The organism is Mycobacteroides sp. H001 (assembly GCF_001440005.1).
GTDB classification, from domain to species: domain Bacteria; phylum Actinomycetota; class Actinomycetes; order Mycobacteriales; family Mycobacteriaceae; genus Mycobacterium; species Mycobacterium gwanakae.
In genome coordinates, this window is record NZ_LJYH01000051.1 from 1 (window position 1) to 23,913 (window position 23,913).

General features: G+C 62.4%; 22 protein-coding genes. 20 read left to right on the forward strand and 2 right to left on the reverse strand.

The features are described 5' to 3' along the window. Positions 1-99: ammonium transporter (locus tag AOT83_RS27695; RefSeq protein WP_131726905.1), on the reverse strand; the 99-nt coding region annotated here is incomplete at its 3' end. Positions 100-394: 295 nt separating this feature from the next. Here AOT83_RS27695 and AOT83_RS25555 point away from each other — a divergent pair. The 12 genes from AOT83_RS25555 to AOT83_RS25610 all read left to right on the forward strand — a co-directional run bounded on the left by AOT83_RS25555 (position 395) and on the right by AOT83_RS25610 (position 13,710). Then, positions 395-2,569: a glutamine synthetase III gene (locus tag AOT83_RS25555; RefSeq protein WP_057963432.1), complete on the forward strand. Its 2,175-nt coding sequence runs from the start codon at positions 395-397 to the stop codon at positions 2,567-2,569. A 329-nt stretch (positions 2,570-2,898) separates the two neighbouring features. Further along, entirely contained in the window at positions 2,899-4,965 is a 2,067-nt protein-coding gene (locus AOT83_RS25560; RefSeq protein WP_109394402.1) for an adenylate/guanylate cyclase domain-containing protein, read from the forward strand. Further along, complete coding sequence (locus tag AOT83_RS25565) at positions 4,965-6,386, forward strand: mechanosensitive ion channel family protein (protein ID WP_057963434.1); 1,422 nt, start codon at positions 4,965-4,967, stop codon at positions 6,384-6,386. The genes AOT83_RS25560 and AOT83_RS25565 overlap by 1 nt, the downstream gene beginning before the upstream one ends. 229 nt (positions 6,387-6,615) lie before the next feature. Beyond that, on the forward strand, positions 6,616-7,191 hold the full coding sequence (locus AOT83_RS25570; RefSeq protein WP_046253635.1) for a hypothetical protein: 576 nt from the start codon (positions 6,616-6,618) through the stop codon (positions 7,189-7,191). Then, positions 7,176-7,952 (forward strand): APH(3'') family aminoglycoside O-phosphotransferase, encoded by a 777-nt coding sequence (locus AOT83_RS25575; RefSeq protein ID WP_057963435.1) that lies wholly within the window; start codon positions 7,176-7,178, stop codon positions 7,950-7,952. Before AOT83_RS25570 ends, AOT83_RS25575 begins: the two co-directional genes overlap by 16 nt. 46 nt (positions 7,953-7,998) lie before the next feature. Next, the gene (locus tag AOT83_RS25580; RefSeq protein WP_057963436.1) at positions 7,999-8,361 is read left to right on the forward strand and encodes a metalloregulator ArsR/SmtB family transcription factor; all 363 of its coding nucleotides are present in this window, start codon (positions 7,999-8,001) and stop codon (positions 8,359-8,361) included. Next, complete coding sequence (locus AOT83_RS25585) at positions 8,358-8,996, forward strand: SRPBCC family protein (protein ID WP_057963437.1); 639 nt, start codon at positions 8,358-8,360, stop codon at positions 8,994-8,996. The genes AOT83_RS25580 and AOT83_RS25585 overlap by 4 nt, the downstream gene beginning before the upstream one ends. Positions 8,997-9,032: 36 nt before the next feature. Further along, positions 9,033-9,548: a VOC family protein gene (locus AOT83_RS25590; protein WP_057963438.1), complete on the forward strand. Its 516-nt coding sequence runs from the start codon at positions 9,033-9,035 to the stop codon at positions 9,546-9,548. Next, positions 9,545-11,008 (forward strand): FAD-binding protein, encoded by a 1,464-nt coding sequence (locus tag AOT83_RS25595; RefSeq protein ID WP_057963439.1) that lies wholly within the window; start codon positions 9,545-9,547, stop codon positions 11,006-11,008. The genes AOT83_RS25590 and AOT83_RS25595 overlap by 4 nt, the downstream gene beginning before the upstream one ends. A 122-nt stretch (positions 11,009-11,130) precedes the next feature. After that, positions 11,131-11,529: a hypothetical protein gene (locus tag AOT83_RS25600; protein WP_030097983.1), complete on the forward strand. Its 399-nt coding sequence runs from the start codon at positions 11,131-11,133 to the stop codon at positions 11,527-11,529. A gap of 109 nt (positions 11,530-11,638) precedes the next feature. After that, positions 11,639-12,997 (forward strand): AarF/UbiB family protein, encoded by a 1,359-nt coding sequence (locus AOT83_RS25605; protein ID WP_057963440.1) that lies wholly within the window; start codon positions 11,639-11,641, stop codon positions 12,995-12,997. A gap of 83 nt (positions 12,998-13,080) precedes the next feature. Next, positions 13,081-13,710 carry a TetR/AcrR family transcriptional regulator gene (locus tag AOT83_RS25610; protein WP_030097981.1) on the forward strand — a complete coding sequence of 210 codons (630 nt, stop codon included), beginning with the start codon at positions 13,081-13,083 and terminating at the stop codon, positions 13,708-13,710. Here AOT83_RS25610 and AOT83_RS25615 read toward each other — a convergent pair. Continuing rightward, positions 13,694-15,220 (reverse strand): AarF/UbiB family protein, encoded by a 1,527-nt coding sequence (locus AOT83_RS25615; RefSeq protein WP_078344833.1) that lies wholly within the window; start codon positions 15,218-15,220, stop codon positions 13,694-13,696. The two genes, AOT83_RS25610 and AOT83_RS25615, sit on opposite strands and share 17 nt — an antisense overlap. 248 nt (positions 15,221-15,468) lie before the next feature. Between AOT83_RS25615 and AOT83_RS25620 the strand changes: the two genes are divergently transcribed. The 8 genes from AOT83_RS25620 to AOT83_RS25655 all read left to right on the forward strand — a co-directional run bounded on the left by AOT83_RS25620 (position 15,469) and on the right by AOT83_RS25655 (position 23,910). After that, positions 15,469-15,945 carry an SRPBCC family protein gene (locus AOT83_RS25620; RefSeq protein WP_030097979.1) on the forward strand — a complete coding sequence of 159 codons (477 nt, stop codon included), beginning with the start codon at positions 15,469-15,471 and terminating at the stop codon, positions 15,943-15,945. A gap of 46 nt (positions 15,946-15,991) precedes the next feature. Next, a complete protein-coding gene (locus AOT83_RS25625; protein WP_057963441.1) occupies positions 15,992-17,263 on the forward strand; it encodes an acyl-CoA dehydrogenase family protein in 1,272 nt (423 codons plus the stop codon). 271 nt (positions 17,264-17,534) lie between these two features. After that, positions 17,535-18,413 (forward strand): metal-dependent hydrolase, encoded by an 879-nt coding sequence (locus AOT83_RS25630; protein WP_030097977.1) that lies wholly within the window; start codon positions 17,535-17,537, stop codon positions 18,411-18,413. 41 nt (positions 18,414-18,454) lie between these two features. Next, positions 18,455-19,579, forward strand: coding sequence for a PDR/VanB family oxidoreductase (locus tag AOT83_RS25635; protein ID WP_109394410.1), 1,125 nt, complete (start codon positions 18,455-18,457; stop codon positions 19,577-19,579). A gap of 38 nt (positions 19,580-19,617) precedes the next feature. After that, positions 19,618-21,942 (forward strand): accessory Sec system translocase SecA2, encoded by a 2,325-nt coding sequence (gene secA2, locus AOT83_RS25640; RefSeq protein WP_164687590.1) that lies wholly within the window; start codon positions 19,618-19,620, stop codon positions 21,940-21,942. A gap of 56 nt (positions 21,943-21,998) precedes the next feature. Next, a complete protein-coding gene (locus AOT83_RS25645) occupies positions 21,999-22,595 on the forward strand; it encodes a CDP-alcohol phosphatidyltransferase family protein (protein WP_030097974.1) in 597 nt (198 codons plus the stop codon). A 1-nt stretch (position 22,596) separates the two neighbouring features. Beyond that, positions 22,597-23,541, forward strand: coding sequence for a DUF881 domain-containing protein (locus tag AOT83_RS25650; protein WP_057963443.1), 945 nt, complete (start codon positions 22,597-22,599; stop codon positions 23,539-23,541). Between the two features lie 36 nt (positions 23,542-23,577). Next, entirely contained in the window at positions 23,578-23,910 is a 333-nt protein-coding gene (locus AOT83_RS25655; protein ID WP_005058551.1) for a DUF1290 domain-containing protein, read from the forward strand. Positions 23,911-23,913: the final 3 nt, after the last annotated feature.

The following is a 23,913-nucleotide window of genomic DNA, read 5'->3' on the forward strand; positions in this document are numbered from 1 at the left end:
CATGCCGCCATAGAAAAAAGCCAGGCCGGGCGTCATCAACAACACCAACGCGGCACTGGCCAGCATCCACGCAGTGTCACCGGTATTCGGGACACCCATTGACGGGAAACCATCCACTAGCGGCATTCCTCTCGGGGATCTTGGAACATGCACGGCGGAAGGGCCGCGGCCAGAACAATGCGCAGCAGATATGTCGAACGCGGCTCCTGCGTGTTGCATCTCTGTGAAGTGCTCAGCGCGAGTCGAACTCCATGCAGCAAGTTAGGGGGAGTTCCACAGCTACGCATTCTGCTGTTGATGTGTGCGAAACATCCCGGCTATCGGTTGTCCCTAACGTAGCCACGTTGGTCGCTCGCAAATCAGGTGCGGGCACGTCACGGCGATAGGAAGTCAATTGAGCGGAAATGCTGTTCGGCTGCAGGCGATCAACAACGTCGAGGCCTACGTGCCGCCGGCAATTAGCTTCGTGATCGGCGAAGAGCCGGGTGAAGTGTTCGGCGCGAACGTCTTTAGCAAGGCCGTTATGCAACAGCGGCTTCCCAAGTCGGTCTACAAGTCCGTGACCGCCACCATCGAGCAGGGCGCCAAGCTGGACCCGGCCGTGGCCGATGCCGTTGCCTCGGCGATGAAGGACTGGGCACTTGAGAAGGGTGCGACACACTACGCGCACGTCTTTTACCCATTGACTGGTCTGACGGCCGAAAAGCATGACAGTTTCCTTGAACCAATCAGTGACGGTGCGACTCTGGCCGAGTTCGCAGGCAAGACCCTGATCCAGGGCGAGCCGGACGCGTCCAGCTTCCCCAGCGGCGGCCTGCGAAATACCTTTGAGGCCCGGGGGTACACAGGCTGGGATGTCACCAGCCCCGCGTACATCCTCGAAAACCCCAACGGCAACACGCTGTGCATCCCGACTGTGTTCGTGTCGATGACCGGTGAGGCTCTGGATCACAAGACCCCGCTGTTGCGCAGCCAGCAGGCGATGGGGGAGCACGCCGAGCGTATTCTTAAACTGTTTGGCCACAGCAACTTTGATCACATTGTGTCGTTCTGCGGTCCCGAGCAGGAGTACTTTCTGGTGGACCGTCACTTCTTCTTGGCTCGCCCGGATCTGATCAACGCGGGTCGTACTCTGTTTGGCGCCAAGCCGCCGAAGGGTCAGGAGTTCGACGACCACTACTTCGGCGCGGTGCCCGAGCGTGTTCTCGGATTTATGATGGATACCGAGCGTGAGCTGTTCAAGCTCGGTATCCCGGCCAAGACACGGCATAACGAGGTTGCGCCTGGGCAGTTCGAGATCGCTCCGATGTTCGAGCGGGCCAACATTGCCTCGGACCATCAGCAGTTGCTCATGACGACGTTCAAGACGATCGCCAAGAAGCACGGCATGGAGTGCCTGTTCCACGAGAAGCCCTTCGCCGGTGTCAACGGTTCCGGCAAGCACGTCAACTTCTCGTTGGGGAACTCGCAGTTTGGCAGCCTGCTGGTGCCGGGCGACACACCGCATGAGAACGCGCAGTTCCTGGTCTTCTGTGCCGCGGTAATCCGGGCCGTGCACAAATTCGGTGGGCTGCTGCGGGTTTCAGTGGCATCGGCGACCAACGATCACCGTCTCGGCGCGAACGAGGCTCCGCCGGCCATTATCTCGATCTTCCTCGGCGATCAGCTGGCCGATGTGTTCGAGCAGATTGCCAAGGGTGCGGCGATGTCGTCAAAAGGTAAGGGCAGCATGATTATCGGCGTCGATACATTGCCGGTCCTGCCTACCGATCCGGGCGACCGCAACCGCACCAGCCCCTTCGCGTTCACCGGGAACCGTTTCGAATTCCGCGCTCCCGGCTCGATGCAGACAGTTGCCGCACCGATGGTCACGATCAACACGATCATGGCGGAATCGCTGGATTACATTGCCACCGTATTGGAAAAGGAAGTTGCCGACGGCACCGACTTCGACGAGGCCGTTCAGCAGCTTCTCACCGACATCATCACCGAACACGGCGACGTGGTGTTCAACGGGGATGGCTACTCGGAAGAATGGCAAACCGAGGCGGCCGTTCGGGGCCTGCCGAATCTCAAGACCACCTTGGACGCGCTCCCGGAGCTGATCAAGCCCGAAGCCCTGGAGTTGTTCGACAAGTACAAGGTCTTCAACGACCGGGAGATGCACAGCCGCTACGAGATCGGTCTTGAGCAGTACGCGCTGACGATTCACGTCGAGGCGAAGCTGTCCCTCGAGCTGGCCTCGACAGTCGTGCTACCCGCGGCACTGCGCTACCAGACTGAGATCGCGCAGAACGTCGCCGCGCTGAAGGCCGCCGGGATGTCGCCCAGCACCACCTTGCTGGAGGATGTATCGGGCCCCATCGCCGACCTCGTCGCGGCCCTCGCCGACCTGAAGAAGGGAATCGAGAGCGACTCCGCCGTCAGCGCGCTGGAGGAAGCCGAGCACGCCAAGAGCCTGCTGCCCGCGATGGATGCGGTGCGAGCCGCCGCCGACATGCTCGAGGGGATAGTGGCCGATGACCTGTGGCCGCTGCCGACCTACCAGGAGATGCTCTACATCCTGTAAGTCGAGGAGCCAGCTGGCGGTGAATGTACCGCGATGCCTTGCTCATTCATTGTGCCCAAAGGGTTTAGTCGCTATCGATGAAAGGCGCCCGCTGAGTTGTGGGCTGAATACGGGCACGCACCCTATGCGTTCTGACCAATCTTGATCAGAGCAGGCCCTCGCTCTGTCACACTGATCAGTCGTCTAGCTGGGCCGTCGAAGGGACGCCGAGGGTGCAAGTTACGCGTGAGGTCCAGGGGGCGACACCGGACGCCGGTGGAGTCAAGAGGTTCAGGCTGCTGCGTTTCCGGCCGTTGTCCAGGGTCAGCATTCAATCCAAACTGATCGCGATGATGGTGGTGTGCACCATTGTGGGGGCCGCGGTGGTCGGCATCATCGCTTTTCAGGTCGGCCGCAACGGACTGCGCACGGCGGTGTTCACCCGGCTGACGGAGGTGCGGGAGTCGCAATCGCGCGCGCTCGCGGGGCAGCTTTCGGATCTGAAGAATTCACTGGTCATCTATTCTCACGGGACGACCGTCTCGGGCGCACTCGATGCGTTCACCAGTGGCTTTGATCAGCTGTCCAATGCGACCGTCGATCCGGCGCAGTGGCAATCGGTCGTCAACTACTACAACAGCAACTTCCTCAAGCTGACCGAACAGAACAGCGGGGTCAAACTCGACGCCGCAGCGGTGCTGCCCACGTCCAACGCCCAGCGCTATCTGCAGGCCGTCTACACGGCTCAGCGGAAATCCGATGATGTGGCGATCGGTCTCAACGACGCCCATGACGGCAGCGCCTGGTCGGCGGCGAACGCCCGCTATCAGGAGTACTTCCGCGAAATCGCCAACCGTTTCCAGTTTCAGGATGCGCTGCTGCTCGATACTCGCGGAAACATCGTCTATACCGCGTTCAAAGATGTCGACTTGGGTACCAACATACTGACGGGCCCGTACAGCGGATCGAAACTACATGACGCGTATCAGAGAGCGCTGACGTCCAACGATTCAGACTTTGTGCTGTTCACCGACTTCGAGATCTATCAGCCGGCGGAGAATGAGCCCACCGCCTGGATCGTGGCACCGGTCATTCCCAACGACAGGGCAACCGGTGTGCTGGCCTTGCAGTTCCCGGTGTCGAAGATCAACAGCCTGATGACCTTCGACAAACGCTGGCAGGCAGCCGGTATCGGCAAAACCGGCGAGTCTTACCTGGCCGGCCCGGACGGTCTGATGCGTTCGGATTCACGTCTTTTCCTGGAAGATCCGCTGCGCTACAAGCGCGATGTCGTCGCGGCGGGAACTCCCGCCGATGTGGCAGACAGGGCCATCCGGCTCGGTGGAACCACACTGGTGCAGCCGGTGGACTCCGACGCCACCCAAGCGGCGCAACGTGGCCAATCGGGCACCCTGATCGCCACCAATTACCTTGGGCAGGAGACGTTACAGGCGTACGCACCGCTGGTGCTGCCGGACTCCGATGTGCACTGGTCGGTGATCGCGACGGTCGACACCGCGGAGGCATTCGAACACGAGGTGTCGTTCACCAAGACCATCGTGGTGTCGACCACCGGCATCATCTTCGCCGTCTGCCTGGCCGCCGCATTCTTCGCGCAGCTCTTCGTCCGCCCCATCAGGCGGCTGGAAGAAGGGGCCCGGAGAATCAGTGCCGGCGACTACACCGTTGCCATCCCGATCGAAACGCGTGATGAAATCGCGGATCTGACAAAAGCATTCAACGAAATGAGTAGAAGTCTGACCATCAAGGAGGACCTGCTCACCGAACAGCGCCAGGAAAACGACCGCTTGCTGCGATCGTTGATGCCCGAACCCTTCGCCGAACGGTACCGGCAAGGCGAAGAGCTCATTGCCACCGAACGTCATGACGTGTCGGTCATCTTCGCCGACATCGTCGGCCTGGATCGGCTCCAGGCCGAGCTGGCCTCCGAGGATTCACTGGCGCTCGTCAACGATCTGGTTCGCCAACTCGATGCGGCGTCCGATGATCTCGGAATCGAGCGGGTACGAACGGCACACAACGGTTACCTCGGAAGTTGCGGTCTCAACACTCCGCGGCTGGACAACGTGCGCAGGATCATCGACTTCGCCCTCGCATGCCAGGGAATCATCGGGCGATTCAATAGCGAAACCGGACATGAACTGAGCCTGAGGGCAGGCGTCGACACCGGCACAGTCAGCAGTGGGCTTGTCGGACGTCCCACGATGGTCTACGAAATGTGGGGAGCGGCAGTCAATCTCGCGCACCAGGTGAAGAGTGGTTCGCCGCAGCAGGGTATTTACGTCACCTCGCGCGTGCACGATGCCCTTCGCGAAACCTTCGAGTTCACATCGGCCGGAGCCGTTACGGTCGACGGGGAAGAACAACCGATCTGGCGGCTGTCGGAGAATCAGTGATGACCGACATCCTCACGTCTCCCTGGTTCTTCTGGTCTGTTGGCATCGCCTTCGGGCTACCCCTGGGGTTGATCACGCTGACCGAGTGGCAACAGGCGTTGCGCCGCAAGCACAGCGTCCTGGTGCGGCCGGTCAGCGTGCTGCGCAACTATCTGCTGCCGCTCGGTGCACTCCTACTGCTGCTGATCGAGGCGAAACAGATTCCGCCCGAGGCAACGTCGGTGCGACTCGTGGGCACCCTTTTCGCCTTCGTGGTGTTGGTGCTGGTGCTCTCGGGCGTGAGCGCCACGCTTTTCCACGGTGCTCCCGAGGGGACATGGCGCAAACGGGTGCCGGCCATCTTCGTCGACGTCGCACGGTTCGTCGTGATCGTGGTCGGCCTCGCGATGATCTTTTCCTACATCTGGGGCGCAAATGTGCGGGGGCTGTTCACCGCACTCGGCGTGACATCGATCGTGATGGGACTGGCGCTGCAGCAGTCCGTCGGCCAGATCGTCTCCGGACTGTTGATGCTCTTCGAGCAGCCGTTTCGGATAGGGGACTGGCTCGATACCCCGACCGCGCATGGCCACGTCGTCGAAGTCAATTGGCGTGCAGTGCATCTGCAGACTGACACCGGGCTGCAGATCACCCCGAACTCCGTGCTGGCCACCTCGTCGTTTACCAATGTGAGCCGCCCTGTCGGCAGGCACAAGATCGCGATCATCAGCGTGTTCTCTGTCGAAGACCCCCCAGATCGAGTGTGCGCCATGTTGCTGCGGGTGGCGGCCGAGCTGCCACAGCTCCGCCTGGATGCACCGCCATTATCAATCCCATTGGGCGGCATGGAATATCGCACCACTATCCCGCTGCTGTCCTTTGACGATGATGGCGAGGCGAAGGCGACCTTCCTGCGCTGGATCTGGTATGCCGCTCGCCGGGAAGGGCTTCACCTCGATCACGCCGCAGAGACGTTCTCCACACCGGAACGCGTCGCAGACGCGATACAAACTGTGGTCGCACCAACATTGCGGATAGGACTGGACGACCAGCAGGCGCTGATCTCGCATTCGACAGTCCAGCGTTACGGGGCCGACGAAAAAATTCAGGGCTCAGGCGAGGTGCCGAACCACATGCTGTTCATCGTCGCGGGCCGCGTACGTCTCACCGCGGTCGGTGCGGATGGCGCGGAGATATCGGTCGGCACTCTCGACGAAGGTTCCTTTCTTGGGCAGAGCACGCTCACTCGTCAGCCGGTGATCGGTTGCGCGTATGCCGTTGGCGAAGTCACTGTCGTGCAGATCGAACGCGAGCAGGTCGAGACGCTGGTGCACCGGAACCCCTTGCTCATGCAGGAGTTTGGCCGCACGATCGAAGAACGAAGGGCTAATGTCCGCCGGGCAATCACCAGCGATGCCCTCGCGGAGAGCCGGGGCGGTTGAGACCCATCGGCCCCGGTGTGACCAGCAGTTGCTTGCATCGACGGCCTGCTTACGGTCGGCGCATAGCCGCGAATATGGCATCTTGCCACCTACATGCTGCGTAATGATCATCACATGTTTGCTACTGATGCGACGGTCGCATCGATTGGTGCGGATTCGGGGTTTCTGACACACGGACACTCCGACAGTTCACACTTCCGGCCCCGTCCATGAGACCGTATCTCTCACTATGGATAGCGAGGCGAGTGGCCACCAATACCTCTCGTATGAGGAATTCGGCAGGGCGTTCTTCGAGATAGCCGTCAGCGAGGCCCGCGTACGGGCGGCGGTCGCGTCGATCGCCGGCGAACCGTTCGAGGTCGGCCCCATGGCTCAAGGGCCCGGAAAGATCGCCAAGGTCACTGCGAAGGTCCAGATCCTGGACCCGATCGTCACCCGGAACGCCGGCGAGACCATCACCTTCGACATTCAGGTGCCGTTGGCCATCGATCTGTTGATCGACCTGAAGCTCGACAAGAGCCGATTCAACGTCGCGGGCAATATCAACCTGAAGGCGACCGCCCGCGCCGCCGCGCCGCTGCAGCTGATCATCGACGTCGCACCGCCCGGCCCGTCAGACATCACCGTCGACGTGTCCTCAAACACCATTCGCGGCGAGCTGTTGCGCATCCTGGCGGGAGTCGATCAGCTGATCAGCCGGTTCATCGCCAAATACGTCGCCGACGAGGTCGATAACCCCAAGGCCATGGCGGCACGCACCATCGACGTCGCGCACCGGCTCGATTCGGCCTGGACGGGCGTTTGATCGACCTCTCGGCCTGGGAACCTGTCACAACAGGGGAGTCCGGCGCCTTGGTCTACCGGTCGGCCGACCGCACGCGCTACGCGAAAACGGGCGGTGCCGACCTGGAGGCAGAGCGAGATCGCATCGACTGGCTTAGCGCTCGGGATATCCCGGGCCCGAATGTCCTTGAATGGACACCGGGGCCCAACGGCCCCGTGTTGATCACCTCAGCCGTCCGCGGCACGCCCGCCGATCAGCTGGACGCGTACGGTCTGGACAGGGCGTGGCCCGCCATCGCCGAGGCAGTGCGCCGACTGCACGCACTGCCGACGGCACAGTGCCCTTTCACGCGGAATCTGGACGCGATGATGGCGCTGGCGCGTGACGTGGTGGCCCGCGATGCCGTCAATCCGGACTTCCTGCCCGATGAGGACCGTGATGTTCCTGCCGCGGAGCTCCTGGCGCGTGTCACGGCCGACGTACCGGCGCGCCTCGCCCAGGAAACCGGCGACCTGGCCGTATGCCACGGCGACTTGTGTCTGCCGAATATCCTCATCGCTCCGGACGGCTTTTCGGTCGCCGGATTCATCGACCTCGGCAGGCTCGGGCTGGCGGATCGGCATGCGGATCTCGCATTGCTCTTCGCCAATTCGCGGGAGACCTGGCCAGAGGACACACGGGCGGCAACCGCGCGTGGGCGGTTCCTGGACGCGTACGGGATACGTGCGGACCCCGACCGGTTGGCGTTCTATCTGCAGCTCGATCCGCTGACCTGGGGTTAGTATTTAATTATTGACTTATATAAGTAGAGGCTTTTAATATTGCGGCGTGCACGCCTTCGACATACTCGGAGACTCGGTGCGTCGGCGCATTTTGGAGTTGATCCAGACGGGGGAGATGTCCTCGGGTGCCGTTACCGAGGTGATCCGGTCGGAGTTCGCGATAAGCCAGCCTGCGGTGTCACAGCACCTGAAGGTGCTGCGCGACAACGGGTTCGCAACGGTACGCACCGATGGAACCCGACGTCTCTACAGCCTGGATGCCGCGCCGCTCCGGGAAGTGGACCGCTGGCTCGATACCTTTCGCCGCAACTGGACTCCGCATTTGGATGCGCTGGCTACCGAGATATCCCGCGGCAAGCGGCACCGCGCGTCCGCAAGCCCCCGAAACGACAAGGAGAACATCTCGTGATCGACGTTCAGCATCAGCTCAACGCCGTCCGCCGCACGGTTGGCACCAGGACATTCCAGGCCCGAGAGGCGCGCGTTGTGACGGTCAGTCAGACCTACGACACCAACGCCGAAGACCTATGGGATGCCTGTACCAACGCCGAACGCATCCCGCGGTGGTTCCTGCCGGTCACCGGAGACCTGCGCCTCGGAGGCCATTACTCATTGGAGGGCAACGCATCTGGAACCGTGCTCACCTGCGATGCGCCGCATTCGTTCAGCGCGTCCTGGGAAGCCATGGGCGCCACCAGCTGGATCGAGGTGACGATTACCCCCGAGTCCGGCGACCGGGCCACCTTCACCCTGGAACACATCTCCGATATCAGCGACGACGACGAACACTGGCTGCAGTTCGGTCCGGGCGCCGTCGGAGTCGGTTGGGAATCCGGGATTCTGGGCCTGGCCGGATACCTCGCGTCACCGGAGGATCGGATTACTCCCGAAGAAGGAGCGGCCTGGGCGGCCGGCGATGAGGGGCGCGCATTCATGGCCGGCTCCAGCGAACGGTGGTACGAGGCGGCCGTTGCCTCCGGTATGGACCCAGCGCAAGCCCGAGGCATGGCAGATCGCACCACGCAGGCCTATACCGCGGGCTGAAGTGGCCGGCGCCACAGCGGACGCTACTATCGGCCCATGACCACATCGGCAATGCCGCCGGATGTTTCTGGATTTGGACGCGTCACCCAAATTGCTTGGGTTACTGATGATCTCGACGCCACGGAAGGCATGCTCAGTGCCGTATTCGGGGTCAAGAAATGGACGCGAATTCCAGATGTGCACTTCGGCCCCGACTCGTGCACCTATCGCGGTGCGCCGGCCGACTTCACCGCGACCATCGCGCTGAGCTACCTCGACGACATGCAACTCGAACTGATCCGCCCGGTCAGCGGTGTAAGCATCTATGCGGAGTTTCTGGAACAACATCCCCCGGGGCTGCACCACGTATGCGTGGAACCGCCCGACATGGACGTTGCGGTCCAACAGGCCACGGCACGCGGCATGGCAGTGGTCCAAGACGGTGTGATGCCCGGCGGTATGCGCTTTGCGTACCTCTCGGCACCTGAGGCCGCGTTGCCGTACATGGAACTGGCCCATGTCCCGTCCGAAATCCGGGCGTTCTACGACTACATCAAGAGTGAGCAGGCATGAGCGCAGCGATACCGGAAACCGTAGCGGTCCAGGACGTCACGGAGTGGTCTGACGAGGTAGATGTACTGGTCATCGGATTCGGCATGGGCGGCGGATGTGCCGCTGTCTCGGCCGCCGAGGCGGGCGCACGCGTACTCGCCCTTGAGCGTGCCGCCTCCGCGGGCGGGACCACCGCCATGGCGGGCGGGCATTTCTACCTCGGCGGCGGCACCGCGGTTCAGGAGGCCACCGGACATGCCGACAGCGCCGACGAAATGTACAAATACCTCATGGCGGTATCTCCGGATCCCGATCCGGAGAAGATCCGCCGGTACTGCGACGGAAGCGTCGATCATTTCAATTGGCTTGAGGCGCTGGGTTTTCAGTTCGAACGCAGCTTCTATCCGGAGAAGGCGGTCATCCAGCCCAACACCGAAGGGTTGATGTTCACGGGCAACGAGCTGGTGTGGCCGTACCGCGATCAGGCCGTTCCGGCGCCACGCGGACACAAGGTGCCCAAGCCCGGCGACACCGGCGGTGCGGGCATGGTCGTGGACCTGCTCGCACGGCGTGCCGACGAGCTGGGTGTACCCATCCGCTATGAGACCGGCGCCACGGCGCTCATCCTCGACGAGGAGAGTGCGGTCGTGGGCGCCACGTGGAAACGTTTCGCGGAAACCGGTGCGATACGCGCGAAGTCAGTGATCATCGCGGCGGGCGGATTCGTCATGAACCCCGCCATGGTGGCCGAGTACACCCCCAAGCTCGCCGAGAAACCCTTCGTGCTCGGCAGTACCTACGACGACGGTCTCGGCATCAGACTCGGGGTGTCCGCGGGTGCGGGCACCCGCAACATGAACCAGATCTTCGTGACTGCTCCGGTGTACCCGCCGTCGGGATTGCTCACAGGAATCATCGTTAACAAGAACGGTGAACGATTCGTCGCCGAAGACTCCTACCATTCCCGGACCTCTGGGTTCGTGATGGATCAGCCCGACAGTGCCGCCTACCTGATTGTCGACTCCGAGCACATGGATCGGCCGACCCTGCCGTTGACGCCGTTCATCGATGGCTGGGAGACCGTCGCGGAAATGGAAGCGGCGCTGGGCATCCCGGCGGGAAACCTTGAGAAGACCTTGCAGCGGTACAACGAACATGCCGCCAGGGGAGAGGACCCCGACTTCCATAAGTACCCGAAATACCTTGCCGCGCAGGGAACCGGCCCATGGGGTGCGTTCGATCTGACCCTTGGTAAGGCGATCTATGCGGGATTCACGCTAGGTGGACTTCGTACGGATGCGGACGGACGTGTGCTCGCCGAATCCGGGGAGCCGATATCGGGTCTCTATGCGGCGGGCGCCAGCGCTTCGAACATTGCTCAGGACGGGAAGGGCTACAGCAGCGGAACCCGGCTTGGCGAAGCGTCGTTCTTCGGCCGGCGCGCAGGTTCGCACGCGTCAGCAGGGGTATCCACCGGCTAATCCGATCTGGCACGCTATGTGAGGCCGGTCACAAACGTGCATCAAATGGTCGTCCCACGGGATAGCCGGTGGGTGACCGCGAACATGTCGCCTAGGCTGGGCGCAACGGAAAGGTGACTCCAATGGCGGAGGTCTATACCAGCAACGGGAACCGGCCCGCCCCGGCCCGTAAGATCCGCAAGCTGGCCAACGTCGCACTGAACATCGATGGCACCGTCGGACATATCGAATCGATGGCTGTTGAGGTGCACGACCTCACCGATCGGGTGGGTTCGATGCTCGACCACCTGGACTCCAGCCTGGAGCGGCTCGACGACTCCCTCGACTCGCTGAACCTCACGTTGAACAATCTGGCCGAGACCACCACGACCCTGGCTAACACGATGACGAGCCTCGAGACCCTCATCGACGTGGTCAATCCGCTCATCCGCGTACTGAAGGTCGCGCTCTACCCCACGAAGATCGTGCTGGATTTCGCCGACGATCGGATCGCCCAAGTCGAACGCGCCCTGCACCGGTAGGGCTTCCTTCCCTGGTCATCCCCGGATACTCCTGACGTTCGATTAACATACATACCGGATTGTCGGTAATGTCTCATCGACGTAGGTGATGAGGACGAAGGGAGTCGCGATGAGCGATTCATCCGATCAGCCCCGGAGGCCCCGGAAGCTTGATCCGGTTTCCGCCGAGATTCAGTTCGATCGGCTGGCAGCCACGGCCGGTCAGCTCCTCAAGGCCGGATCGCGCATCCTGAGCCAACGTCCCACCGAACGCGACCTGCGCCAGGTGGTCGCCAAGGAAATGCGCCGTTCATTTGCCGAGCTCGGCCCCGCCTACGTCAAGTTCGGCCAGCTCATCGCGTCATCGCCGGGGATGTTCCCTGAGGACCTCTCCGCGGAGTTTCGGTCGCTGCTCGATCAGGTACCACCGGCGAACCCGCGGACCATCCGTTCCATGCTCACCGACGAGCTCGGCGCCCCACCCGAGGACGTGTTCGGCTCCTTCGATGAGGTTCCCTTCGCCTCGGCATCCATCGCCCAGGTGCACAAGGCGACCCTGAAGGACGGCACCGCGGTCGTCGTCAAGATCCAGCGCCCCGCGATCCGCACCAGGCTCGCGGCCGATCTGCAGATCCTCAAACAAATCGCCCGGGGCCTGGAACTCACCGAGATGGGCCGCATGTCGAACATCTACGAGGTGATGCAGGATTTCGAGGCCAATCTCGCCGAGGAGCTCGACTTCACCCTGGAAGCCCAGGCCATGCGGGACTGGACCGCTGGCCTTGCGGGCTCCAAGTACGCACCGAAGGTGCGAGTACCCCAGCTCTATTCGGAGCTGTGCACCGACAAGGTGCTCACCATGGAGTACGTCGAGGGCATCCGTATCGACAACGCGGATGAGATTCGCGCGGCCGGCTTCGACGGCCCCGAGGTGGTCAAGACCCTCATGCTCACCCTTTTCGATTCGGCGTTCGCCGCGGGCACCTTCCATGGCGATTTGCATGCTGGAAACCTGATGGTGGACCCGCAAGGGCGAATCGTGTTCCTGGACTTCGGAATCGTCGGCCGCCTCGACGAGCGCACCCGCAAGACGCTGCGCGAGTTGATCGGTGCACTCATCATCGAGCCCGATGATGAGGCGGCCGCGCGCACCCTGATCAAATTGGGGGCCATCGATCCCGGCGCCGACCCGGCCAAGGTTGCCGAGTCGCTTCGGAAGGTCACCCGTCCCATGGGTACCTCATTGGGCAAGATCTCCTACGGCACGATCGGCCGACAGCTCACCGCGTTGGGGCGCGAGCACGACGCTATCCTCCCCAAGGAATTCATCCTGGTGGGCAAGCAACTGCTCTATGTCGAGCGGTACACCAAACTGCTTGCGCCGGACTGGCAGCCGGTGGGGGACCCGGAAATACTCACCTACTTCGGAACCTTGATATCGGAGTATCAGCAGGCCCGCGAAGAAATCAAGGATGAGGTCGGAGAATGACACGCACCGCTGGCAGCCCAGCACGGCCTGCTACCCGCGATCATCGTGCCGGGCGACGCACTCAGGAAGAACGCAGCGCCGCCATGCGCAGCAGGCTCCTGGACGCCACAGTGGATTGCCTGGTCAAATATGGATACGCGGGCACCACCACAACGCGCGTGGCGCAACGCGCCGGCGTCACCCGTGGCGCACTTGTGCACCATTTTCAGTCGAAATCCGAACTTCTCGGAGAATCGGTGCGGCATTTGGCGTTCAAGCAAGGACAGGAGATTCTTTCCGAGCTGATAGCGCTGGACAGTGAGAGTGGAACCGACTTCGTCAGTCGTTGTCTGGATGCGCTCTGGCGAATGCATCAGGGGTCGATGTTCATCGCCACCATGGAGCTATGGATTGCCGCGCGAACCGATCCCGAACTATCGGCTCAGATGGACCAGTTCGAATTTATTGTGATGCAGCAGTTCTCGACGCTGGGTCAATCGGTAAGTCAGACCGACGAAGAGCTGCGGGTCATTCGCAACATCACACTCACCGCCATGGACGCCGTTCGTGGGATCTTGGTCAACAGCATGACCGCACCGCAGGAGGCTCGTGATCAACGCTGGGCGCGCGCCAAGTCGATGCTGCTGAATATCGTCGAGTCGCCGACGGTCGGTGCGCCACTGGATTCCGCGTTACGCACCATCGACACCGGAAAGCTCAGTCTTTCCGACTAGGGCCGGACTCGCGTGCCGCTGCTTCCTCCATGCGTGATTGCTCGGCTTGGATCACCATGTTCCCGAAGTATCCGATGAATGACGGATCCGAGAGAATGGCCCAGTCGGGCGCCAGCAGCTTCATGTAGCGCTCCACATACAGCAGCTGCTTGGAGATCAGTACCAGCTCGCGCGGGAGTCGCACGTCGTATTCCTTGGCCATCATCGCCAGCTGCTTACCCAGCTGTCCGTAGGAGATTGCCGAAAGCTTGGATTGCTGTAGGGGATTGGTGAAATCGGAGATGGTCTTGGCGGCAGTCGTGGAATCGGCCGGCTTGCCTCGATCGCCGATGGCGCCGAGTTTGTATATGCCGCGCGCCACGGCCGCATGATCGTTCTTGACGAACAGATCGACCATGATCTCGGTGAAGATCTTGCGGCTGCGTTCGTCGATACGGCCCACGATCCCAAAGTCCAGGAACACGATTCGGCCGTTGGAATCCACCAAGAGATTGCCCGCGTGTAGGTCGCCGTGAAAGAGTCCCTTGTGAAATCCCGTCTCGAACAGTGAGTAGACGATGGCCTTGACCAATCCGACCCCGTCAAAACCGGCCGCGGCGAGCTCGGTGACGTTGTCGATCCGGATTCCCTCGACATACTCCATCGTGAGTACCCGTTCGGTGCTGTACTGCCAGAACACCTTGGGGACCCGCACCTTGTCGCCGTACTCGGTGTCGGCCAAACTGGCGATCCACTGTTCCATGGCGTGGCCCTCGGCCGCGAAATCCAGCTCCTCATTGAGGTTCTGCTCGAAATCCTCGATGATCTCGGTCGCATTGGTGGCGCGGCCCAGATCGGTTTTGACGACGACCCGAGCCAGCCGGCCCCAGATTCGGATATCGGCGGCCAACCGGGTGCGGATCTTCGGCCGCTGAATCTTCACTACCACCCGTTCACCTGTCTTCAGGGTGGCGTGGTGCACCTGGGCTATGGACGCAGAAGCGAATGGGTGCTCATCAAATGTTGCGAATATCGTTGCTGGATCAGCTCCTAACTGCTCCCGCACGGTCTGGTGGATCAGTTCAGATGACGCCGGCGGAACTCTGTCGAGCAGGGTGCGGAACTCGTTGGACAGTGCCTCGGGGAAGACGCCGGGGGAGGAGGCGATGAGCTGCCCCAGCTTCACGTAGGTGGGACCCATCAGGGCGAAGGTCCGGCGCAGCTCGTGTGCCGCGCGCACCTCCAGAGACTTCCCGCGACGGGGCCGCACCAGCAGGCGGGCTCCCGAACTGGCCAGTCGGGACGCGGCGATGCCGACGCGTCCGACCTCCACTCTTAGCGGGGGTGGATGCAACGTGACCCGCGGGCGGGTGATCTCGATATCGATCGCCCCCCTGGCTGGTTGCGAATTCGCCGTTGCCGCGGCGAATTCCGAGGTAGATTCCGGGGGGCCGGGCGGTTGTGTCCCACTCTCGGACAGTCCAGTGGCGAGGGGCGCCGCGTCGTTGCCCGCGCCCTCGGGGGTGGTCATGTGCGCCACTGTAATACATACGAGCACAGTTGTATGTAACGTGCGCTGAGCTACTGCCGGGTAGCCGCCGAATCGGGCCCATCCACCCACAGGTCTGTCGGTATTTGACGGCAGTACACCTGCATTTAGTCGGCGCGCAGTGCGAGATCAGCGGTAATTGCATCTTACATACACGAGGGTATGTATGTTACGTTCGGAACCGCTGGTGCTAATCCGTGCCAGACCAATGACAAAGGAGTCTTCCGCCCATGTCCGAGCTGCACTCCAGCATCGACCTCCCGTACAGCATCGACAAGCTCTGGTCGGTGTTGCCGGATCTCAACAAATACGACGAGTGGATGACCATCCACACCGGATTCAAGGGCGATGTCCCGGCGATCGAGGACATCAAGGTCGGCACCAAGTTCTCCGAAATCGTCACCCTCATGGGCATGGCCAACACGGTCGAGTGGACCGTGCAGGAGTTCACCCCGGCAGACGAGGTGCTGTCCGCCAAGAAGGGCGCCTTCAAGCTGGGCGGGACCGGTATGGCCGGAGTCGAGGCCATCATCAAGTCGAGTGTCGAGGAAATCGATGCCGACAACACCCGGGTGAACGTGGACTCGTCCTTCACCGGGCAGATGCTCACCGGGGCAATCGGCACGGCCATCGACAAGGCCGTGCAGGAAGAGCTCGAAAACTCCGTCGCCCGCCTCAAAGAGTTGCTGGCCAAGGAACTCGGCTAACCGGGTCTGCCGACGTCGATCACTTTCACAGGAGAAAGCAGGAGACATGCTCGACTGGTCACCCATTGACCTCGCGGTGCGTGACGCCGTTCGCCAGTTCATCGACAAGGAGGTCAGGCCTCACGTCGATGCGCTGGAGTCCGGTGAGATGGAGCCGTACCCCATCATCCGAAAGATGTTCGCAACCTTCGGCATCGACGCTCTTGCCAAAGAGGCGCTGCAGAAGCAGATTGAGAAGAAGAAGACGCGGGAGGCCGCACTGGCGGCCGGTCAGCCGCTAGAGGACTCCAAGAAGTCCGACGGCGGGGGAGTCATGGGGCTCGCGGGCGGGTCGGCCGGTATGGGTTTCGTGCTCACCAGCGAAATCTCGCGTGTCTGTATGGGTTTGGTGACGGGCATGGGCGTGAGCATGGGCCTGACCGTCCCGACCATCGCCTCCCGCGGCACGGCCGCGCAAATGGAGCGATGGCTGCCCGAGCTGGTCACCTACGAGAAGGTGGGAGCGTGGGCCATCACCGAACCCGATTCGGGCTCGGACGCATTCGGCGGCATGAAGACGTATGTCACCCGCGATGGCGAGGACTACATCCTCAACGGCCAGAAGACCTTCATCACCAATGGACCCGATGCCGATGTGATCGTCGTCTACGCCAAGCTGGATGAGAAGGACCCTTCGGTCGACAAGCGGGACCGCACGGTGCTGACCTTTGTTCTCGACAAGGGCATGGAGGGCTTCACGCAGTCGAAACCCTTCCGCAAGATGGGTATTCACAGTTCCCGCACCGGCCAGTTGTTCTTCGAGAATGTCCGTCTGGGTAAAGACCGGCTCCTCGGCGAATCCGAAGCCAATGATCAGGGCGACGGCCGCGACAGCGCCCGTGCCAACTTCTCGATGGAACGTATCGGCGTGGCAGCGCTCGCACTCGGTGTCATCGAGGAGTGCCTGCGGCTCTCGCTGGACTATGCGAAGACACGCACCCTGTGGGGCAAGGAGATCGCCCAGTTCCAACTGATCCAGCTCAAACTGGCCAAGATGGAAGTGGCCCGGCTCAACGTGCGGAACATGCTGTTTCACGCCATCGAGAGCCTCTCGGAGAACAAGACGCCGTCCCTGGCGGAAGCCTCGGCCATCAAGCTCTATTGCTCTGAGGCTGCCACCGATGTCGCGATGGATGCCGTGCAGCTTTTCGGTGGCAACGGCTACATGACCGAGTACCGCGTCGAACAGCTGGCGCGCGATGCCAAGTCGCTCATGATCTACGCCGGCAGCAACGAGGTTCAGATCACGCACATCGCCAAGGGGCTGCTCGCGGGGTAGTCGTGTCCTATGACCTGCCGTGGCCTCGCCTACGCGAGGTCACGGCAGGTTGTCATCTGAGCCATACCTGACCACGCAGTAATATTGCTGAGGCTCCACGCTGATTCGCCGTGTACCGAGCACTCGAGGTCGCTGTGACATGGCACACATACGGCCATCTCCTGTGACCGGCAAGCCGTAGATCCGTTGGCCGCGCCATGTTACTTTTCGTTCAATTCGAGTGAAAGATATCACTCGTAGGCGCTTTTTCACCGGTGAGAGGCGGGTTTTGATGACGGCGGTCCATGAACCTCAGGACATCGAGATACGCGCGAGAGATGTCTCGTTCGACTTAAGTGACACGCCGTTGCATTGGATTCCGCAAGAGCCCGTTGCCTCCAATGTGCTCAGTGTTCTACATATTTTGGTGCCGGAGGCCGAGAGATGGTTCTGCGCTACATTTGCTGAGGCATTGCCCTATGTGAAGGACGAGAAGCTCGCTCGCGAGATGCGTGGTTTCGTCGGCCAGGAAGCTATGCATGCTGAAGTTCATGACCGGGCGGTCGGTGAATTCTTAGAGGCTCACGGCATCAATACCGGGCCTTACTTGCGTCAGTCCGAATACTTGTTCCGAAAAGCGCTGGGGCCCCTGCGATCACGGTCGGCGCGTGCGCGTTACAACCACCTCATTCAGCGACTGTGGCTTATTGCCGCTGCCGAGCACTACACGGCAGTGCTCGGCGACTTCGCGCTGAATGCCACCTGGGTCGAGCACAACGCCGACCCGGCGATGACGGACGTCTTGCGCTGGCACGGTGCGGAGGAGATGGAACATCGCAACGTGGCCCATGATGTCGCGAATTACTTCAGCACTAGCTACTTGCAGCGCAGCCGTGCGATGGCGCTGGTCGCAGTCGCCCTGATCCCGGTGCTTACCCGTGGGATCTTTCTTATCCTGCGGGAAGATTCAACGGTCAATTACTCATATCCACGATTCTGGTTCGAGTACTTCAGGGCCGCGCGCCGCGGGCTCTTGCCCGGACTTTGGTCTTTGTTCTCGGCGACATTCACGTACTTTCGGCCCAGCTTCCACCCCGAAGAGGTCGGATCGACGGCACAGGCCGTCGCGTACCTGGCTTCCTCGCCGGGCGCACGGAGTGCCGCCTTGTGAACACTGACCTCAAATCGCGGCGATCGCATAGCTCGCCGTTCCTGCCGCTGGACGCGGAGATCTCGAAGGTGCCACCCAGCGTCCGCGGCAGATTTGTGCGCGATCCATTGCTGTTGGCGGCTCGTGGAGTACGCGAAATACTTGGTGCGTCCTTCAGTCTGCTCGCACCGTTTTCTACGCAAGCCGAACCTCCCGAAGTCAATCGGATACAAACGTTGAAGGTCGCCCGCCGCGACGTCGTTGCCCATGACGAGAACGTGGTCGCACTGACTCTGACTGCGCCCGACGGTGGTGAGCTCGAACCGTGGACCGCCGGCGCGCATCTCGACCTTCTCCTGGAATCGGGGCGGATGCGCGAGTACTCCCTGTGCGGTGACCCTGCGGTCCGCGACAGCTACCGGATCGCGGTGCGCCGGGTGCCAGATGGCGGTGGGGGCTCGATCGAGGTGCATGACACCTTGCATGAGGGCAGCCTCCTGCGGGTCAAAGGACCACGAAATGGCTTGCCCATGGCCGTCCCTGGCTTCGGGTCAGCCGCTCGCCGCCTGCGTTTCGTGGCAGGCGGCATTGGCATCACGCCGATCCTGCCCATGCTCATGACCGCGCAGCGCCTCGGCCTGGACTGGTCGATGGTCTACACGGGGCGCAGCCGGGATTCGATTCCATTCCTCGATGAGCTCGGCGTTTTCGGAGACAAGATCACCGTGCGTACCGATGACGAACACGGCCTTCCCTCCGCGGTCGACCTGCTCGGCGATATTCCCGGCGCGACCGCCGTTTACTGCTGTGGTCCCATCCCCATGCTGGAGCTGCTGCGCACCGCGCTGCTAGATCGCCCAGACGTGGAGCTGCACTACGAGAGGTTCTCTGCACCGCCGGTTGTGGACGGGGCGCCATTCACCGTTGTCCTTGCCCGCACCGGTGAACGAATCAGCGTGTCGGCCGAGGAGAGCGCGTTGGCGGCGATTCTGCGGCACAACCCTCACACGGCGTACTCGTGCAAACAGGGCTTCTGCGGGACATGCGAAGTGACGGTCATCGGTGGTGCGGTGGAGCACCATGACACCTTGCTCACCGGGCCCGAACGTGAAGCGGGCTGCATGCTGCCGTGCGTATCGCGCTGCGCTGATCGGTCCGGCACGGGAGAACTCATCGTCGACCTGTGATCGCTCCCGCAGGGAAGCCGAATCGCACCGCGTACCGTGTGCATGTGCGCAAGTCGAACACCGCCTCACGGTTCACCGGGAAGTTCTGGAAGCTCCTCGGTGCCGCCACCGACAAGAACCAGAGCCAGTCGCTGGAGCTCGTGGATGCCTCGAAGAAGTACGACGAGAAGGCCAAGGACCTCACCGACGAACAACTCACCAAGGCGGCCAAGAAACTCGACCTGTCCGAGGGCATCGAATCCAAGGACATCGGCCAGTTTCTGGCGATAGTGCGTGAGGCCGCCGAGCGGACCATTGACGAGCGCCCGTTCGATGTTCAGCTGCTGGGCGCTCTGCGCATGCTCGACGGCGACGTCATCGAGATGGCCACTGGTGAGGGCAAGACTCTCACCGGTGCGATCACCGCCGCCGGCTATGCGCTGGGCGGACGCAGCGTGCACGTCATCTCGGTCAACGACTACCTGGCCCGCCGTGATGCCGAGTGGATGGGACCGTTCCTGGAACGCCTGGGGCTGACGGTCGGCTGGATCACCGAGGAATCCACGGCTGACGAACGCCGTGAGGCCTACGCCTGTGACGTCACCTACGGGTCGGTCAACGAGATCGGTTTCGACGTGCTGCGCGACCAGCTGGCGATCGATGTCGATGCCCTGGTGTCGCCGAGCCCCGATGTCGCCGTCGTCGATGAGGCCGACTCGGTGCTCGTCGACGAGGCTCTGGTGCCGCTGGTGCTGGCCGGAACCAGCCATCGTGAAGCGCCGAGCTCGGAGGTCATCGAGGCGGTCCGTGAGCTGGTCGCCGGCGAGGACTACGAGGCCGATAACGACCGCCGCAACATCTTCCTGACCGATACCGGAGCCCGAAAGCTGGAAAAGCAGCTGGGGAACATCGACCTGTACTCCGAACACCACGTCGGGACGACCCTCACCGAGGTCAATGTGGCCCTGCACGCACATGTGCTCCTGGAGCGCGATGTGCACTACATCGTGCGCGATGGCGCCGTGCACCTCATCAACTCCTCGCGTGGACGCATCGCGACGTTGCAGCGCTGGCCCGATGGCCTGCAGGCAGCCGTCGAAGCCAAGGAAGGAATCGAAACCACCGATACCGGTGAGGTTCTCGACACCATCACCGTGCAGGCACTCATCAACCGCTATCCGCGTGTCAGCGGAATGACCGGTACGGCCCTGGCGGCCGGTGAGCAGTTGCGGCAGTTCTACAAACTCGGTGTCTCGCCGATCCCGCCCAACACCCCGAACATCCGCGAAGATCAGCCCGACCGCGTCTACATCACCGAGGCGAGTAAGAATGACGCGATCGTCGCCCATATCGCCGAGATCCATGCCACCGGGCAGCCGGTGCTGGTGGGCACGCACGATGTCGCCGAATCCGAAGCACTGCATCACCGTTTGGTGCGTGCAGGGGTTCCGGCTGTTGTGCTGAACGCCAAGAACGATGCCGAGGAAGCCCGCGTCATCGCCGAGGCCGGCGCGCTCAAGGCGGTCACGGTCTCCACCCAGATGGCCGGACGCGGCACCGATATCCGCCTGGGCGGCTCCGAGGAGACCGACTACGACGCCGTCGTCGAAGCGGGCGGGCTGCACGTCGTGGGCACCGGGCGGCACCGCACTGAACGACTCGACAACCAGCTGCGCGGACGTGCGGGACGCCAGGGCGACCCCGGGTCGTCGGTCTTCTTCTCCAGCTGGGAGGACGAGGTCGTTGTCGCATATCTGGATTCGGCCAAGCTGCCCACCGAGACAGACGAGAATGGGCAGATTGTCAGCACCAAGGCCGGCGGGCTCATTGACCACGCCCAGCGCGTCGCCGAGGGTGCGATGCTCGACCTGCACGCCAACACGTGGCGGTACAACCAGCTGATCGCCCAGCAGCGCGCCATCATCTCCGAGCGCCGCGACACCCTGCTGCGCACCGACACCGCGCGTAAGGAACTCCAGGAGCGCTCCGCTGAGCGTTACGACGAGCTGGCCGAGGAGCTTTCCGAAGAACGCCTGGAGCGGATCTCACGGGAGATCATGCTGTACCACCTCGATCGGGGCTGGGCTGACCACCTGGCGTACCTCTCCGATGTGCGCGAGAGCATCCACCTGCGCGCGCTCGGGCGGCAGAACCCGATCGACGAGTTCCACCGGCTCGCCGTCGACGCCTTCGCGTCGCTGGCCGCCGACGCCGTGGAAGCGGCGCAGCAGACCTTCGACACCGCCAACCTGGTTGACGAGGAACAGGGATTGGACCTGTCGAAGCTTGCCCGGCCGACCTCTACGTGGACGTACATGATTCACGACGACCCGCGCAAGAACGACAGCCTGTCGATCTTGAACCTGCCTGGCGTCTTCAGCTGACGACAGACCGTCTATTTGCGCGGGGCATACCTTCGCGAATATGAGAGGGTGGCCGGATGGGAACCGCCGAACCGCCCTCCGGAGACGACCGGATACTGACGGTCCCCAACGTGCTGAGCGTCATTCGGTTGGCCTTCATTCCGCTGTTCCTGTACCTGCTGTTGGTCAAACACGCCGACGGCTGGGCCGTTGCCATTCTGATGCTCAGCGGCTTCACCGACTGGGCCGACGGCAAGATCGCGCGTCTGATGAACCAGTCTTCGCACCTGGGCACGCTCCTGGACCCGGCTGCCGACCGGCTGTACATGGTGACCACACCGATCGCCTTCGCGATCCGGGACATCGTCCCGTGGTGGATCGTCCTCACGCTGCTGGCCCGCGACCTTATCCTCACGCTCGGACTGCCCATCGTGCGTAGTCGCGGAATCGAGGCGCTGCCCGTCATGTACATCGGCAAGGCCGCGACGTTTGCGCTGATGTCGGCATTTCCGCTGATCCTCATCGGTGAATGGGACTCGTTGTGGGGCAGGATAATCGGCCCCTGCGGGTGGGCATTCCTGATTTGGGGTCTGGGGATGTATCTGTGGACTTTCGTGCTTTACGTCGCCCAGATCGTGATGGTGGTCCGGCAGCTGCCGAAGGTCAGCACCTGATATGAGTGCCGAGGACCCCATACACGGCAACGGGCCGCATCTCATGGGTGGTTTCGAACCCGAGGAGGGGCTGGGGCACCACAGTGCGAACCGGCCCAAGCGCAACCCGGTGCCGTCGCTGCTGCGCACGCTGCTCTCTGATCACCTGGACGCCGGATACGCCGAGGCGGCCGCAGCACGCCGAGACGGCGCCCCGCCGCGTTCACGCCTGGCTGAATGGGGTTGGCAGGCAGTCGCTGCCGTCGCCATTGCCACGGTCTTCGCGGCGGCGATCGCCCAGACCACCCGTATCGCGCCCGGCGTCATGCAGGAAAAGCAGGGACTGCTGGCGAGTATCCGCAGTGAACAGCGCGATTCCGGGGCCCTGGAGTCGACGCGAGACCAGCTGGCGGCAGAGGTGGCCGGTGCTCGGCGCAGTCAGCTGGAAGGCAACGAGCAGGGCAAGGAGCTGCTGAATCGATTGGACCACTTGGGTCTTGCCGCGGCGAGCACCGACGTACGCGGACCGGCGCTGATCGTCACGCTGGCCGACCCTGGCAGTGCAGGTGACCTCTCGGACGTCTCGAAGGAACGCATCCCACGCAGCCAGCAGGTCATCCTCGACCGCGACATGCAGCTCGTCGTGAACTCGCTGTGGAACAGTGGTGCAGAAGCGATTTCGGTATCAGATGTCCGCATAGGCCCGAATGTCACGATGCGTCAGGCCGGGGGAGCGATCCTGGTGGACAACCAGCCCATCAGCTCGCCGTACCGGATTGTCGCCGTCGGCCCCGCGAACACCATGAAATCCTCGTTCGAGCGCAGCCCGGGAATGGCCAGGATGCGGCTTCTGCAGAAGTCTTACGGCATCAGACTCACCCTGGGCACCCAGGAGAACGTTCAGCTGGCTCCCGCGGTTAATCGGGACGTCAAGTACGCCAAGGAAATTCCAGCAGGAGGCCGGTGAGGTGACCCGGACGGTGAACAGGAGAGGAAGTAAACGATGATCGGCATAGTCGCGCTGGCGATCGGCGTGGTTTTGGGGCTGGTGTTTCACCCGAACGTGCCCGACGCGGTCGCCCCGTACTTGCCGATCGCGGTGGTCGCGGCGCTCGACGCTCTTTTCGGCGGCGCTCGGGCCTACCTGGACCAGATCTTCGATTCGAAGGTGTTCGTGGTCTCCTTCGTGTTCAACGTGCTGGTAGCGGCGCTGATCGTGTTCGTGGGCGACCAGCTTGGGGTCGGTACGCAGCTGTCCACGGCCATCATCGTCGTTCTCGGCATTCGGATCTTCGGAAACGCAGCCGCCCTGCGGCGCAGGTTGTTTGGGGCATAAGCC

What these genes read in the sequence shown, in the direction of transcription:
- AOT83_RS25565 (WP_057963434.1), top strand. Translation starts at nt 4,965, where the DNA reads ATGACCGACATCCTCACGTCTCCCTGGTTCTTCTGGTCTGTTGGCATC.
- AOT83_RS25595 (WP_057963439.1), top strand. Translation starts at nt 9,545, where the DNA reads ATGAGCGCAGCGATACCGGAAACCGTAGCGGTCCAGGACGTCACGGAG.
- AOT83_RS25600 (WP_030097983.1), top strand. Translation starts at nt 11,131, where the DNA reads ATGGCGGAGGTCTATACCAGCAACGGGAACCGGCCCGCCCCGGCCCGT.
- AOT83_RS25630 (WP_030097977.1), top strand. Translation starts at nt 17,535, where the DNA reads ATGACGGCGGTCCATGAACCTCAGGACATCGAGATACGCGCGAGAGAT.
- AOT83_RS25625 (WP_057963441.1), top strand. Translation starts at nt 15,992, where the DNA reads ATGCTCGACTGGTCACCCATTGACCTCGCGGTGCGTGACGCCGTTCGC.
- AOT83_RS25615 (WP_078344833.1), bottom strand. Translation starts at nt 15,220, where the DNA reads ATGACCACCCCCGAGGGCGCGGGCAACGACGCGGCGCCCCTCGCCACT.
- AOT83_RS25650 (WP_057963443.1), top strand. Translation starts at nt 22,597, where the DNA reads ATGAGTGCCGAGGACCCCATACACGGCAACGGGCCGCATCTCATGGGT.
- AOT83_RS25590 (WP_057963438.1), top strand. Translation starts at nt 9,033, where the DNA reads ATGACCACATCGGCAATGCCGCCGGATGTTTCTGGATTTGGACGCGTC.
- AOT83_RS25655 (WP_005058551.1), top strand. Translation starts at nt 23,578, where the DNA reads ATGATCGGCATAGTCGCGCTGGCGATCGGCGTGGTTTTGGGGCTGGTG.
- AOT83_RS25570 (WP_046253635.1), top strand. Translation starts at nt 6,616, where the DNA reads ATGGATAGCGAGGCGAGTGGCCACCAATACCTCTCGTATGAGGAATTC.
- AOT83_RS25605 (WP_057963440.1), top strand. Translation starts at nt 11,639, where the DNA reads ATGAGCGATTCATCCGATCAGCCCCGGAGGCCCCGGAAGCTTGATCCG.
- AOT83_RS25620 (WP_030097979.1), top strand. Translation starts at nt 15,469, where the DNA reads ATGTCCGAGCTGCACTCCAGCATCGACCTCCCGTACAGCATCGACAAG.
- AOT83_RS25610 (WP_030097981.1), top strand. Translation starts at nt 13,081, where the DNA reads ATGCGCAGCAGGCTCCTGGACGCCACAGTGGATTGCCTGGTCAAATAT.
- AOT83_RS25645 (WP_030097974.1), top strand. Translation starts at nt 21,999, where the DNA reads ATGGGAACCGCCGAACCGCCCTCCGGAGACGACCGGATACTGACGGTC.
- AOT83_RS25560 (WP_109394402.1), top strand. Translation starts at nt 2,899, where the DNA reads ATGATGGTGGTGTGCACCATTGTGGGGGCCGCGGTGGTCGGCATCATC.